This is a genomic window from Streptomyces sp. SAT1 (genome assembly GCF_001654495.1).
In the GTDB taxonomy this organism is placed as follows: domain Bacteria; phylum Actinomycetota; class Actinomycetes; order Streptomycetales; family Streptomycetaceae; genus Streptomyces; species Streptomyces andamanensis.
On record NZ_CP015849.1, the window covers coordinates 605,219 to 618,564 of the forward strand.

Here is a 13,346-nt window from a genome sequence, read left to right on the forward strand (position 1 = left end):
ATGCACAGTGCGAAGAAATGCCTGGCCCTGGCCCTGCTGGTGGGCACCGGCCTGTCCGTGACCGCGTGCGGCGCCGACGGGACGGACGACTACCAGGGCGACTACTCCCGCCACAAACCGCTGCACGTCGTGGGCTATCCCTCCCGGGGGAGCCTGGAGACGGTGCAGCGGACGGTGTGGCGGCTGGCCGACCGTGACCCGGAAGGGCTCGCCGACCTGGCCGTCACCGGCGGCACGGCCGCCGACACCACGGCCCGCAACTGGGTCGACGCGTTCGGCGAGGCCGCGGGCGGCGAGGTGACGGCGGACTTCTACGACGAGGGGTCCACCCGCCAGGTCGTGGTGCTGTACTTCGGCGGCGGCCGGAAGAAGGAGGTCGAGGTGCGCGTCGGCGAGGACGACACCTGGGGCGTCACCCTCGACGAGACGGACCCGGCCGAGGCGGCGCGGGCGCCCGGCTGGGCCCCGGCGGCCCCCGGCGGCTCGGGCTCCCGCTCCGCCGCCTCCTGACCCGCCCGCCTCCCGGAACGGAGCGCCCGTGTCCCCGGCCCGTCGGCCGCCGGACACGGGCGCTCCGGCACATCCGCCGCCCGGCCCGGGGCTCCGCCTGCCGGGGCGGCGACCGCGTCTGCTTTGCTGTCCCCCGGCACCAGCCATCCACGACTTGGGGAGACCGATGCGGGCGGACGTGCGGGAAGTGGCCGACGGCACCTATCTGGTGCACGGCACCCACACCAACTGGGTGATCCTCACCGAGGGTGACGCGGCCACCCTCATCGACACCGGCTACCCGGCCGACCGGGAGCTGGTGCTCGACTCGCTGGAAGCGGTGGGCAGTTCGCCGCAGGCGGTGGCGGCGGTGCTGATCACCCACGCGCACAACGACCACCTCGGTTCCGCCGAGTACCTGCGCACGACGTACGGCACCCCCGTCCAGCTCCACGAGGCCGAAGTTCCGCACGCGCGGCGGGAGTTCCTGCACCAGGTGAGCGTCGGCACGGTGCTGCGCAACGGCTGGCGGCTCGGGGTGCTGCCCTGGGCGGTGCACTCGCTGCGGGCCGGCGGCACCGCGCACCTGCCCGTCGCCGCGCCCGAGCCGTTCCCGGCGGCCGGCCCGCTGGACCTGCCGGGCCGCCCGGTGCCCGTGCACACCCCCGGGCACACCCGCGGCCACACGGTGTTCCATCTGCCCGAGGCGGGCGTGCTGGTCTCCGGCGACGCCCTGGTCAGCGGCCACCCCATCTCGCGCATCAGCGGCCCGCAACTGCTGCCCGACATGTTCCACCACGAGCGCGCCCAGGCGCTGGCCTCGCTGGCGATACTCGAAAGCCTCGACGCCGACGTCCTGCTCCCCGGCCACGGCCCGGTCCACCGCGGCCCGGTCGAGGCGGCCGCCCGCCGGGCCCGGGACCACGCGCTCTAGGGGCTGTCGTCCGGATCAGGCCCTAGAGTTTCCGCCATGGCTTTGCAGATCAGCGCCACCAACCCGGAGCATCCCGCGCTCCTGCTCGCACTGCCCTGGGAGACGCCGCTGGAGGAGTGGCCCGAGGAGTACCTCGTGCCGCTGCCGCGCGGCATCTCCCGGCACGTCGTGCGCTACGCCCGCGCGGGCGAGGAGGTGATCGCCGTCAAGGAGCTGGCCGAGCGGCCGGCGCTGCGCGAGTACGAGCTGCTGCGCGACCTGGACCGGCTCGCCATCCCCGCCGTCGACCCGCTCGCCGTGGTCACCGGGCGGACCGACCGCACGGGCGCGCCGCTGGAACCGGTGCTGATCACCCGGCACCTGGGCGGCTCGATGCCGTACCGGTCGATGTTCGAGACGACCCTGCGGCCCGCCACCATGCACCGGCTGATGGACGCCCTCGCGGTGCTGCTGGTGCGGCTGCACCTGGCCGGGTTCGCCTGGGGCGACTGCTCGCTGTCCAACACGCTCTTCCGGCGCGACGCGGGCGCGTACGCCGCCTATCTCGTCGACGCGGAGACCGGCGAGCTGCATCCGCGGCTGAGCGACGGGCAGCGGGACTACGACCTCGACCTGGCCCGGGTGAACATCAGCGGCGAACTGCTCGACCTGGAGGCCTCCGGCGCCCTGCACCCCTCGGTGGACCCGGTGGACTTCGGCACCGAGATCTGCGCGCGCTACGAGAAGCTGTGGGAGGAGCTGACCCGCACCTCCGTCTATCCGGCGGGCAAGTACCACTACATCGAGCGCCGGATACGCCGGCTCAACGACATGGGCTTCGACGTCGCCGAGATGCAGATCGAGCACTCCTCGGGCGGCGACACGGTCACCTTCGTGCCCAAGGTCGTCGACGCCGGGCACCACCAGCGCCAGTTGCTGCGGCTGACCGGTCTGGACACCGAGGAGAACCAGGCGCGGCGGCTGCTGACCGACCTGGAGAGCTGGATGGCCACCCAGGACGACTACGCCCCGGGCGACCCCCTCTCCGCCCGCCCCGAGGTGCTGGCCCACCGCTGGGTGCGCGAGGTGTTCCGGCCCACCGTGCGCGAGGTGCCGCGCGAGCTGCGCGGCTCCATGGACCCGGCCGAGATCTACCACGAGCTGCTGGAGCACCGCTGGTACCTGTCCGAGCGCGCGCAGCACGACATCGGCCTGGACACCGTGGTCGAGGACTATGTGCGCCATGTGCTGCCCAAGGCGCGCGCCACGCTGGAGCCGACACAGCCGGAGGAGGACCCGGCGCCCGCTCCCTGAGGGGCGCCGGGCACCGGCTCACTCGTGCGGGACGACCGCCACCGGGCATCCGGCGTGGTGCAGCACGCCGTGGGCGACGGAGCCGATCCGCGCGCCCACCGCGGTGCGGCGGGAGCGGCGGCCCACGACCACGAGCTGGGCGTGCCCGGCGGTCGCCAGCAGCACCTGCCCGGCGCTGCCCATCTCCACGTGCTCGACGACGGGGACGTCCGGGAACCGCTCCCGCCAGGGCCGCAGCGCCTCGGCGAGCGCCTTGCGCTCGTACGGCTCCAGACCGCCGGCCTCGTCGAGGAGCTTGAGCGAGCCGGGGCTGTAGGCGAAGACCGGCGGCAGCGTCCAGGCGCGCACCGCGCGGACGGTGGCGCCGCGGGCGGCGGCCGTCTCGAAGGCGAAGCGCAGCGTCTCGGCGCTGTCCTCGGCGGTGCCGTGCTGGCCGACGACGACCTCGCGTCCGGCGGCCTCGGCGGCGGGCTCGTCACCGGCCCGGACCAGGACGACGGGGCGGCGGGCCCCGGCGATCACCTGCTGTCCGACGGAGCCGACCAGGAACCCGACGAGGGCGCCCTGCCCGCGCGAGCCGAGCACCAGGGCCTCGGCGTCGGCCGCCGCGGCGGTCAGCGCCGGGGCGGCCTCGTCCTCCACCAGGTCGGTGGTCACGGCCAGGCCGGGGTGGCGGGCGGTGAGGTCGCGGACCGCCTCGTCGGCCATCTCGCGCACCCGCTGCCGCTGCGCGTCGCGGTCGCCCAGGTCGAAGGCGTCGTGCACCTCGAAGTGCCAGGCGTGCACGACGCGCAGCGGCAGCCCGCGGCGCTCGGCCTCCCGTCCGGCCCACGCCAGTGCGGCGCGGCTCTCCTCCGATCCGTCCACGCCTGCCGTGATCGGCCGTGTCATGCCGTCCGCCTCCCTGCGCCGTGGGCCCCGGGGCGGGCCCGTCCTCCGCGTCTGCGCTTGCCCGGGATCCGCCCGGACTCCCCCGGACGATCCTGCCATGCCCCGCCCACCGGCCCGTGATCAAGGGGTACGGGCACGGACACGGACCCGGACACACCAGAGTGCGCCGGTGTCTCCCGCTCGCTCGGGCGAAGCCGGGACCGCCCGCCTACGATGACGCACGTGGGCTCGAAGACGGGAGGCACCGGGCCGCCCGTCGCGACCGCTCGGGGTGGGAGACCTATGACTCAGGCCGCCGAGGCCGTGCGGACCGTCATCCTGACCGTGGACGACGATCCGGGGGTGTCCCGGGCCGTCGCCCGTGATCTGCGGCGGCGCTACGGCGAGTCGTACCGGATCGTGCGGGCGGAGTCGGGCGAGTCCGCGCTGGGCGCGCTGCGCGAACTGAAGCTGCGCGGCGACCTGGTCGCGGTGATCCTGGCCGACTACCGCATGCCGCACATGAACGGCATCGAGTTCCTCGAACAGGCCCTGGACGTCTACCCGGGCGCCCGCCGGGTGCTGCTGACCGCGTACGCGGACACCAACGCGGCGATCGACGCCATCAACGTGGTCGACCTGGACCACTACCTGCTCAAGCCCTGGGACCCGCCCGAGGAGAAGCTGTACCCGGTCCTGGACGACCTGCTCCAGGCGTGGCGGCACAGCGACCACCGGCCGGTGCCGAGCACCAAGGTGGTGGGGCACCGCTGGTCGGCGCGCTCCTCCGAGGTGCGCGAGTTCCTGGCCCGCAACCAGGTGCCCTACCGCTGGTACTCCTCCGACGAGCCGGAGGGGCGGCGGCTGCTGGGCGCGGCCGGCCAGGACGGGCAGCGGCTGCCGCTGGTGGTCACTCCGGACGGCACGCCGCTGGTCGAGCCGGAGGCCCCGGACCTGGCCGCCCGGGTCGGTCTGGCGACGACCCCGGCGGCCGACTTCTACGACCTGGTCGTCATCGGCGGCGGCCCGGCCGGTCTCGGCGCGGCCGTGTACGGGGCGTCCGAGGGGCTGCGCACCGTCCTGGTGGAGCGGTCGGCCACCGGCGGGCAGGCCGGGCAGAGTTCGCGGATCGAGAACTACCTCGGTTTCCCGGACGGGGTGTCCGGCGCCCAGCTGACCGACCGGGCGCGGCGGCAGGCGGCGCGGTTCGGCGCGGAGATCCTCACCGCGCGCGAGGTGACCGGCCTGGAGGTCAACGGCGCGGCGCGCACCGTGCGGTTCTCCGACGGGTCGGCCGTCGCCGCGCACAGCGTGATCCTGGCGACCGGGGTGTCCTACCGGCAGCTCCCGGCGGCCGGCGCCGACGGCCTCACCGGCTGCGGGGTGTTCTACGGTTCGGCGCTGACCGAGGCGCCGTCCTGCCACGGTCAGGACGTGTACATCGTGGGCGGCGCCAACTCGGCGGGGCAGGCGGCGATGTATCTGTCCCGGGGCGCGAAGTCGGTGACGCTGCTGGTGCGCGGCGCCTCGCTGTCGGCGTCGATGTCGTACTACCTGATCCAGCAGCTGGAGGAGGCGCCGAACATCTCGGTGCGCACCGGCACGGTCGTGGAGGCGGCGCACGGCGCGGACCATCTGGAGCAGCTGACGCTGCGCGACGTGGTCAGCGGGGAGCGCGAACGGGTCGACGCGCAGTGGGTGTTCGTGTTCATCGGCGCCGCGCCGCTGACCGACTGGCTGGACGGGACGGTGCTGCGGGACGAGCGCGGGTTCATCCTGGCCGGTCCCGACCTGAGCGCGGACGGCCGGCCGCCGGCGGGCTGGGAGCTGGACCGGGCGCCGTACCACCTGGAGACCAATGTGCCCGGGGTGTTCGTGGCGGGCGACGCCCGCGCCGAGTCGGCCAAGCGGGTCGCGTCCGCGGTCGGAGAGGGAGCGATGGCCGTGATGCTGGTGCACCGTTACCTGGAGCAGTCATGAGCGGGCGGGTGGTGCCGTGCAGCCCCAGGGAGATCGGTTCGCTGTTCCTGTTCGAGGAGCTGTCGGCGGAGCAGCTGGGGCGGCTGTGCAGCGACGGGCGGGTGGAGCTGTTCCAGCCGGGCCCGGTGTACCGCGAGGGTGATCCGGCCACCTGTTTCTTCGTGATGATCGAGGGGACGGTGGTGCACTCGCGGCGGGTCGGCGACGACGACGTGGAGATCGCCCGGACCTCGCAGCGCGGGGTGTACTCGGGCGCGGTGCAGGCGTACATCGGGGACCGGGTGCGGCAGGTGTACCAGAACTCGATGCGGGTGACCGAGCCGACGCGGTTCTTCGTGCTGCCCGCCGACACGTTCGCGAGCATCATGCGCGAGTGGTTCCCGATGTCGGTGCATCTGCTGGAGGGGCTGTTCTTCGGTTCGAAGAACACCCAGGCGGCCGTGGGGCAGCGGGAGCGGCTGCTGGCGCTGGGCTCACTGTCCGCGGGGCTCACGCACGAGCTGAACAATCCGGCGGCCGCGGCGGTGCGGGCCACGGCGGCGCTGCGCGAGCGGGTCGCGAAGATGCGGCACAAGCTCGCGGTGATCGCCGAAGGGCCGTTCAGCCCGGAGCAGTTGACGCAGCTGATCGAGATCCAGGAGCGCACGGCGGAGCGGGTCGCCAAGGCGCCGGTGCTCAGTCCGCTGGAGACCACCGACCGGGAGGACCTGCTCACCGACTGGCTGGAGGAGCACGGCATCGACTACGGCTGGCAGCTCGCGCCGGTGTTCGTGCAGGCCGGGCTCGACGTGGACTGGCTGGAGCAGGTGGTGGCGGCGGTCGGCGAGGACATCCTGCCCGGCGCGGTGGGGTGGCTGTCGTACACGGTGGAGACCGAGCTGCTGATGGACGAGATAGCGGACTCCACCACCCGGGTCTCCCGGCTCGTGGACGCCGCCAAGCAGTACTCCCAGCTGGACCGGGCCCCCTACCAGGTCGCCGACGTGCACGAACTGCTCGACAGCACGCTGCTGATGCTGTCGGGCAAGACGGGTCCGCGGATCAGGGTGGTCAAGGAGTACGACCGGACACTGCCGCGGATCCCCGCCTATCCGGCCGAGCTGAACCAGGTGTGGACCAATCTGATCGACAACGCCGTCTCCGCCATGGGCGGTGCGGGCGGCGAGGGCACGCTGACCGTGCGGACGGCACGCCAGGGCGAGCAGTTGCTCGTGGAGTTCCGGGACACCGGACCCGGGGTGCCCGCGGAGATCCGGGACCGCATCTTCGACCCGTTCTTCACCACCAAGCCGGTCGGTCAGGGCACCGGGCTCGGTCTCGACATCTCCTGGCGGATCGTGGTCAACAAGCACCACGGGAGCCTCGCGGTGGAGTCGGCGCCGGGCGACACCCGGTTCGCGGTGCTGCTGCCGCTGAACGCGACGGACGGCGACGGCAGGGCGCTGCGCCCGGCACCCGGGGCACAAGGGGCCCCGGACGCGCCAGAGGGGACGGAATGAGCGAAGGCGCCGGTCCGGACCTCCGGGTCGACCCGGAGGTCCCGCCGAGCGGTCCGGGCTGCGCGGAGTGCGAGGCGGCGGGCGGCTGGTGGTTCCATCTGCGGCGCTGTGCGCGCTGCGGGCACGTCGGCTGCTGCGACGACTCCCCCGCCCGCCACGCCACCGCCCACTACCGCGCCACCGGGCATGCGGTGATCCGCAGTTACGAGCCGGGCGAGGACTGGTTCTGGGACTACGCGGCGGACGAGCTGTACGAGCCGGGCGCCGAACTGGCGCCGCCGCTGGCGCATCCGGCGGACCAGCCCGTGCCCGGACCGGCCGGGCGGGTGCCGCACGACTGGGCGCGGATCCTGCGCTGAGCCGTCCGGGAGTGATCCCCCGCCGTCCCACTCGGTGACCGGCGAGCGGTCGACTGCGTGTCGTCCTCACCGAGGTGATGCCGTACGAGAAGGTTGCGCTGCCCGTATGTGATCAAGATGGCGCGGGCCGCGCACCGGCGCTCGCGTCCCGCGGCCCGCGCACCGACGAGGACGGAGCCGGATCGTATGGCCGCACGGACGATGTGCACGGGCGCGGTGCTCGGGTCGCTGGCGCTGGGCCTGCTCGCGGGACCGGCGCGGGCGGCGGCCGGCCCGCCGGGGACCCGGGCCGCGGCACCGCCCGCCCACGCCCGCGTCACCGCTCCCACGCCCGCCCCGGACACGGCCGGTCTGGACGCGCTCCTGCGCACCGCGCTCGGTCAGGGCGCGCCCGGCGCCGCGGCACGGTTCGACGACCACCGCACGTCCTACGACGGCCCGGCCACAGTGCACCGGCTCGCCGAGGGCGTCGCCGACCGCGCGGACTCCGAGGCCATGGACACCGCGGACAGGGTCCGCATCGGCAGTGTCACCAAGACCTTCTCGGCCGTCGTCCTGCTCCAGCTCGTCGCCGAGGGCAGGCTGCGGCTCGACACGTCCGTCGACCACTACCTGCCCGGCCTGCTGCCCGACGAGCGGATCACCGTACGGCACGTGCTCAGCCACCGCAGCGGTCTGTACGACTACACCGAGGACCTGTTCGCCCGTACCGTGCCCGGCTTCGAGGCGGTGCGCACCAAGGTCTTCACCCTGCGCGAGCTGGTCGAGCGGTCCCTGCGGCACCCGCTGACCGGCACGCCCGGCGCCGCCTACTCCTACTCCAACACCAACTACGTCGTGGCCGGGCTGCTCATCGAGAAGCTGACGGGCCAGCCGGTGCGCGCCGCGTACGAGGACCGGATCATCGGACCGCTGAAACTGGCCGACACCTTCTACGTGCACCCGGGCACCGCGATCCCCGGGCGCCACGCGCACGGCTACCTCACCCCGGACGAGCCGGGGGGCGCCCTGGTGGACGCCACCGAGCAGACGGTGTCATGGGCCCAGAGCGCGGGCGCGCTCATCTCCTCCGCCCGTGATCTGAACACCTTCCTCTCGGCGCTGCTCGGCGGCCGGCTGCTGCCCGCCTCAGGGCTGGCCGAGATGCGGCGCTGGTTCCCGGCGGGCACCGGTCAGGGATACGGGCTCGGGCTGCGCCGCCGCGACCTGTCCTGCGGGATCTCCGTGTACGGGCACACCGGGGCGGTGCAGGGCTTCTACACCTACGCCTTCACCGGCGAGGACGGGCTGCGCAGTTACACGGCGGTCGTCAACACCTCCAACAACGGCGCGGTGCAGGCGACCATGCTGCGCACGCTGGAGCCGGTGTTCTGCGGCAAGCCGGCCCGGGTGCGGTGAACCCGTTTTCCACCGATCTTGGCGGAGGCACGCGTTCCGGGCCAGGATGCCCCCATGCAAGGTGACCTTTTTTCGCAAGAGCACGTGGTGCGGCCCGCGACCGCGCCGGGCATGTCCGTCGAGAACGCCAAGTGCATCCGCTATGTGGTGAACGGGGAGATGCTGGCCCGCCAGGGCGCCATGGTGGCCTGGCGCGGCAGCCTCCAGTTCGAGCGCAAGGGCCAGGGCGTGGGCGGCATGCTCAAGCGCGCGGTCACCGGGGAGGGCCTGCCGCTGATGTCGGTGCGCGGGCAGGGCGAGGCATGGTTCGCGCACGAGGCGCAGAACTGCTTCCTCGTCCATCTCGACGGCGGTGACGAGTTCACCGTCAACGGGCGCAACGTCCTGTGCTTCGACGCGTCGCTGGCGTACCAGATCAAGACGGTCAAGGGCTCGGGCATCGCGGGCGGCGGACTGTTCAACACCGTTTTCACCGGGCAGGGCACGCTCGGTCTCGCCTGCGAGGGCAATCCGCTCGTGATACCGGTGACGCCCGAGCTGCCGGTGTACGTCGACACCGACGCGGTCGTCGGCTGGACCGCCCGCCTCCAGACGTCGCTGCACCGCTCGCAGTCCGTCGGCTCCATGCTGCGCGGCGGCTCCGGCGAGGCCGTGCAGCTGATGCTCCAGGGCGAGGGCCATGTCATCGTGCGCCCCAGCGAGGCGACCCCGCAGAAGGCGCAGCAGCACTGAGCCGCCCCGGGCGCGGGCGGCGGTGGACGCCGGTTGACCTGCGGTGCCCCGGCGGGTGAGGGTCGGGGTGGCGCGGATCCCAGCCCCCGCGCCGGAAGGGTGGACCGCCGTGATCGGCATCTCGGAGATCGACAGCGCGGCCGAGCGGATCGCCGCTCATGTGGTGCGCACCCCGACCGTGCCGAGCCCGGGTCTGTCCGCGCTGCTCGGTGCCCCGGTGACCGCGAAGCTGGAGCTGTTGCAGCGCACCGGCTCGTTCAAGGCGCGCGGCGCGACGGCGAAGCTGCTCTCGCTGAGCGAGGCGGAGCGCGCGGCGGGCGTGGTGGCCGTCAGCGGCGGCAACCACGGCATCGCGCTCGCGGTGATGGCCGCCGCGCTGGAGGTGAAGGCCACGGTGGTCATGCCCCGCTCGGCCCCGGCCCGCTCGCTGCGGATCGCGGAGGAGAGCGGGGCGACGCTGCGGCTGGCCGACGGCATGGACGAGGCGTTCGCGACGGCCGCGCGGCTGCGGGACGAGGGACTGACGCTCGTGCACCCCTTCGACGATCCGGTGGTGATCGCCGGGCAGGGCACCGTGGGCCTGGAGTTCGCCCAGGACGCCGGTCCGCTCACGGACGTGCTGGTCAGCGTGGGCGGCGGCGGGCTGATCGCCGGGGTGGCGAGCGCGCTGCGGGCGCTGCGGCCCGGGGTGCGGGTGTGGGGCGTGGAGACGGAGGGCGCCGAGGCCCTGTCGCGGGCGCTGGCGGCGGGCGGTCCGGTGCCGGTCGCGCTGTCCTCGGTCGTCACGACGCTGAGCGCCCCGGCCGTGTCGGAGCTGACGTACGAGCACGCGGCGGCCCTGGTCGAGGAGGTGCTCGTGGTGCCGGACGCGGAGGCCGTGCGGGGCTGTCTCGAACTCGCCGAGCACGCCAAGGTGTGGGCGGAGCCCGCGGCCGGCTGTCTGCTGCCGGCCGCCCGGCAGGTGCGCGAGCGGGTCGGCGCCGACGCCCGGCTCGGCCTCGTGGTGTGCGGCGGCAACGCGGCGACCGGCGACATCATGGCCTGGGCCGACCGCTTCGGGCTGCGCTGAGCGGGGGCGGAGCGGGCCGTTTCCGCGGGCGCGGGCCGGGGACTCGGGCGCCATGGTGCAGATCGGATACACGATGATGACCGAGCAGGCCGGCCCCCGGGAGCTGGTGGAGCACGTGGTGGGTGCCGAGGAGGCCGGTTTTGACTTCTCGGTGATCTCGGACCACTACTTTCCGTGGCTGCGTTCCCAGGGGCACGCGCCGTACGCGTGGAGTGTGCTGGGCGCGGCCGCCCAGGCGACCTCGCGGATCCCGCTGATGACGTACGTGACCTGTCCGACCTTCCGCTATCACCCGGCGGTGGTGGCGCAGAAGGCGGCCACGGTGCAGTTGCTGGCGCAGGGCAGGTTCCGGCTGGGGCTCGGCGCGGGCGAGAACCTCAACGAGCACGTGGTCGGCGGCGGCTGGCCCACCGTGGACGTACGGCACGAGCGTCTGGAGGAGGCCGTCGAGATCATCCGGGCGCTGTTCGAGGGCGGCCATGTGACCCGGCACGGCGCGCACTTCGACGTGGAGTCGGCCCGGCTGTGGGACCTGCCGGACCAGCCGCCGCCCATCGGTGTCGCCGTCTCCGGCGAGCAGTCCTGCGAGCTGGCCGGGCACCTCGCCGACCTGGTGATCGCCACCGAGCCGAAGGCCGAGCTGCTGGAGGCGTTCGACCGGCACGGCGGGCAGGGCAAGCCGCGCGTCGGACAGCTCCCGGTCTGCTACGACACCGACCGGGACGCGGCCGTCGCGCGGGCGCACGACCAGTTCCGCTGGTTCGGCAGCGGCTGGAAGGTGAACTCCGAGCTGCCGCACCCGGACTCCTTCGAGCAGGCCACCCAGTTCGTCACCCCGGACGACGTGGCCGCGGCGATCCCGTGCGGCGACGACCCGGAGGCGTTCGTGGAGGCCGTACGGCCTTACGCGGAGGCCGGGTTCACCGAGGTCGCGCTGGTGCAGATCGGCGGGGCGAGCCAGGAGCCGTTCCTCGGCTGGTCGGCGAAGACGCTGCTGCCCGCGCTGCGGGACGCCTTCGCCTGACCGGCGCGCACCGGCGGGCGGCTCACCGCGAGGTGTGGCGCCGTCTGGTCCACAGGGGCAGCACGAACCAGCACAGCAGGTACCAGCCGACCACCGGGGCCACCAGCCACGGCACGAACCCGTCGTGCGTCGCCACCCTGAGGACCAGCAGCAGGGAGGAGGTCATGGTGGCCAGCAGCAGAAGCAGGCCGACGAAGGTCATGCGGGACGCCCAGCGCACGGCCTCGGGCTTCACCCGGCGCCCGGAGACCAGGCGGTGCAGGGAGACCGGGCCGATGAGGGCGCCGGTCGCGGCGGCGCCCAGGACGACCGTCACGATGTAGATGGTCCGGTCGGCGGGGGCGAGCGTGGCGTACTTGGGCTGGAAGACCACGGTGAGCAGGAAGCCGAAGAGGATCTGCACGCCGGTCTGGGCGACCCGCACCTCCTGGATCAGCTCGACCCACATGCGGTCGGCCCGTTCCTCCTCGCTCTCGTCCCGCCCCCGGCGCCGACGTGTCTCAGCCGCCCGCTCCGTCGCCATCAGACCGCCTCCGGTGCCCGTGGTCCCGGCCCCCGGCCGCCGGGCCTCCTTCCTGGCGTGTTCCCCGGACGGCGAAGATCCTTCCCGTGGCGCCGTACGCGCCGGGCGGAATCGGCGCGTACGGCGGCCGGTGGCTACCAGCGGCCTTCGACCTGGTCCTTGATCCGGTGCTCGTACAGGTCGCGGATCGCCGTCAGGGTCTCCCGCGGCAGCGGCGGGAGCTTGCCGGCGGCGGCGTTGGCGCGGGCCTGCTCCGGGGAGCGGGCGCCGGGGATGACGGTGGTGACGCCGGGCTGCTGGACGATCCAGCGCAGGGCGAGCTGGGCGGGGGTGCAGCCCTCGGGGGCCAGCGCGGCGAACTCGGCGGCGGCCTCCACGCCGGTGGCCCAGTCCACGCCGGAGAAGGTCTCGCCCTGGTCGAACGACTCGCCGTGCCGGTTGAAGGTGCGGTGGTCGTTGGCGGGGAAGACGGTGTCCTTGGTGTACTTGCCCGACAGCAGGCCGGAGGCGAGCGGGACGCGCGCGATGACACCGACGCCCGCCTCCCGCGCGGCGGGCAGCACCTCGTTCAGCGGCTTCATGCGGAAGGGGTTGAGGATGATCTGCACACTGGCCACGTTCGGCCGGGCGATCGCCGTCAGCGCCTCGGCGCAGGTCTCCACGCTGACGCCGTACGCGGCGATGCGCTCCTCCTCGACGAGGGTGTCGAGCGCGTCGAACACCTCGTCGCTGGAGTACACGGGCGTCGGCGGGCAGTGCAGCTGCACCAGGTCGATCCGGTCCACGCCGAGGTTGCGGCGCGAACGGTCGTTCCAGGCGCGGAAGTTGTCCAGGACGTAGTTCTCGGGGATCTGCTCGACGCGCCGGCCCATCTTGGTCGCGACCAGGACGTGCAGGTCGGGGCGGGAGCCCAGGAAGGTGGCGATGGTCTGCTCGCTGCGTCCGTCGCCGTAGACGTCGGCCGTGTCGAAGAAGGTCACCCCCGACTCGGCCGCCGCCTCCAGTACGGCGAGGGCTTCCTTGTCGTCGACGTCGCCCCAGTCGGCGCCCAGTTGCCAGGTGCCGAGCCCGACGACCGAGGCGTGCTGGTGCGACCTGCCGAATTCACGTTCGTTCATGGCGTCAGTGTGTCACCCGGCCCGGCGGACCGGCGGCTGTCACCCGGCCCGGCGGACC

At 73.7% G+C, this 13,346-nt stretch carries 13 protein-coding genes; 10 read left to right on the forward strand and 3 right to left on the reverse strand.

Features of this window, described 5'->3' with window-relative positions; translation table 11 throughout:
- The 3 genes from A8713_RS02490 (at nt 1) to A8713_RS02500 (ending at nt 2,716) form a co-directional block, all read left to right on the forward strand.
- Nucleotides 1-510 carry a hypothetical protein gene (locus A8713_RS02490; protein ID WP_064531194.1) on the forward strand — a complete coding sequence of 170 codons (510 nt, stop codon included), beginning with the start codon at nt 1-3 and terminating at the stop codon, nt 508-510.
- 166 nt (nt 511-676) lie between these two features.
- A complete protein-coding gene (locus tag A8713_RS02495; RefSeq protein WP_064531195.1) occupies nt 677-1,423 on the forward strand; it encodes an MBL fold metallo-hydrolase in 747 nt (248 codons plus the stop codon).
- A 36-nt stretch (nt 1,424-1,459) separates the two neighbouring features.
- A complete protein-coding gene (locus A8713_RS02500) occupies nt 1,460-2,716 on the forward strand; it encodes a DUF4032 domain-containing protein (protein WP_064531196.1) in 1,257 nt (418 codons plus the stop codon).
- Nucleotides 2,717-2,734: 18 nt separating this feature from the next.
- On the opposite strand, the gene A8713_RS02505 is transcribed toward A8713_RS02500, so the two are convergent.
- Nucleotides 2,735-3,607, reverse strand: coding sequence for a universal stress protein (locus tag A8713_RS02505; protein WP_064531197.1), 873 nt, complete (start codon nt 3,605-3,607; stop codon nt 2,735-2,737).
- Nucleotides 3,608-3,889: 282 nt separating this feature from the next.
- On the opposite strand from A8713_RS02505, the gene A8713_RS02510 reads away from it, so the two are divergent.
- From A8713_RS02510 to A8713_RS02540, 7 genes are all read left to right on the forward strand, one after another.
- Complete coding sequence (locus tag A8713_RS02510) at nt 3,890-5,566, forward strand: FAD-dependent oxidoreductase (RefSeq protein WP_064531198.1); 1,677 nt, start codon at nt 3,890-3,892, stop codon at nt 5,564-5,566.
- The gene (locus tag A8713_RS02515) at nt 5,563-7,065 is read left to right on the forward strand and encodes an ATP-binding protein (RefSeq protein ID WP_064531199.1); all 1,503 of its coding nucleotides are present in this window, start codon (nt 5,563-5,565) and stop codon (nt 7,063-7,065) included. Before A8713_RS02510 ends, A8713_RS02515 begins: the two co-directional genes overlap by 4 nt.
- Complete coding sequence (locus tag A8713_RS02520) at nt 7,062-7,424, forward strand: UBP-type zinc finger domain-containing protein (protein WP_064531200.1); 363 nt, start codon at nt 7,062-7,064, stop codon at nt 7,422-7,424. The genes A8713_RS02515 and A8713_RS02520 overlap by 4 nt, the downstream gene beginning before the upstream one ends.
- Nucleotides 7,425-7,625: 201 nt before the next feature.
- Nucleotides 7,626-8,822 carry a serine hydrolase domain-containing protein gene (locus tag A8713_RS02525; RefSeq protein ID WP_079159231.1) on the forward strand — a complete coding sequence of 399 codons (1,197 nt, stop codon included), beginning with the start codon at nt 7,626-7,628 and terminating at the stop codon, nt 8,820-8,822.
- Between the two features lie 54 nt (nt 8,823-8,876).
- Entirely contained in the window at nt 8,877-9,554 is a 678-nt protein-coding gene (locus tag A8713_RS02530) for an AIM24 family protein (RefSeq protein ID WP_064531202.1), read from the forward strand.
- A gap of 109 nt (nt 9,555-9,663) precedes the next feature.
- A complete protein-coding gene (locus tag A8713_RS02535) occupies nt 9,664-10,623 on the forward strand; it encodes a threonine/serine dehydratase (protein WP_064531203.1) in 960 nt (319 codons plus the stop codon).
- A 52-nt stretch (nt 10,624-10,675) separates the two neighbouring features.
- Nucleotides 10,676-11,647: an LLM class F420-dependent oxidoreductase gene (locus tag A8713_RS02540; RefSeq protein ID WP_064531204.1), complete on the forward strand. Its 972-nt coding sequence runs from the start codon at nt 10,676-10,678 to the stop codon at nt 11,645-11,647.
- Between the two features lie 22 nt (nt 11,648-11,669).
- Here A8713_RS02540 and A8713_RS02545 read toward each other — a convergent pair whose 3' ends face one another.
- Together A8713_RS02545 and A8713_RS02550 are read right to left on the reverse strand one after the other, a co-directional pair.
- A complete protein-coding gene (locus tag A8713_RS02545) occupies nt 11,670-12,170 on the reverse strand; it encodes a DUF6328 family protein (protein WP_064531205.1) in 501 nt (166 codons plus the stop codon).
- Between the two features lie 134 nt (nt 12,171-12,304).
- Complete coding sequence (locus tag A8713_RS02550; protein WP_064531206.1) at nt 12,305-13,288, reverse strand: aldo/keto reductase; 984 nt, start codon at nt 13,286-13,288, stop codon at nt 12,305-12,307.
- Between the last annotated feature and the right edge of the window lie 58 nt (nt 13,289-13,346).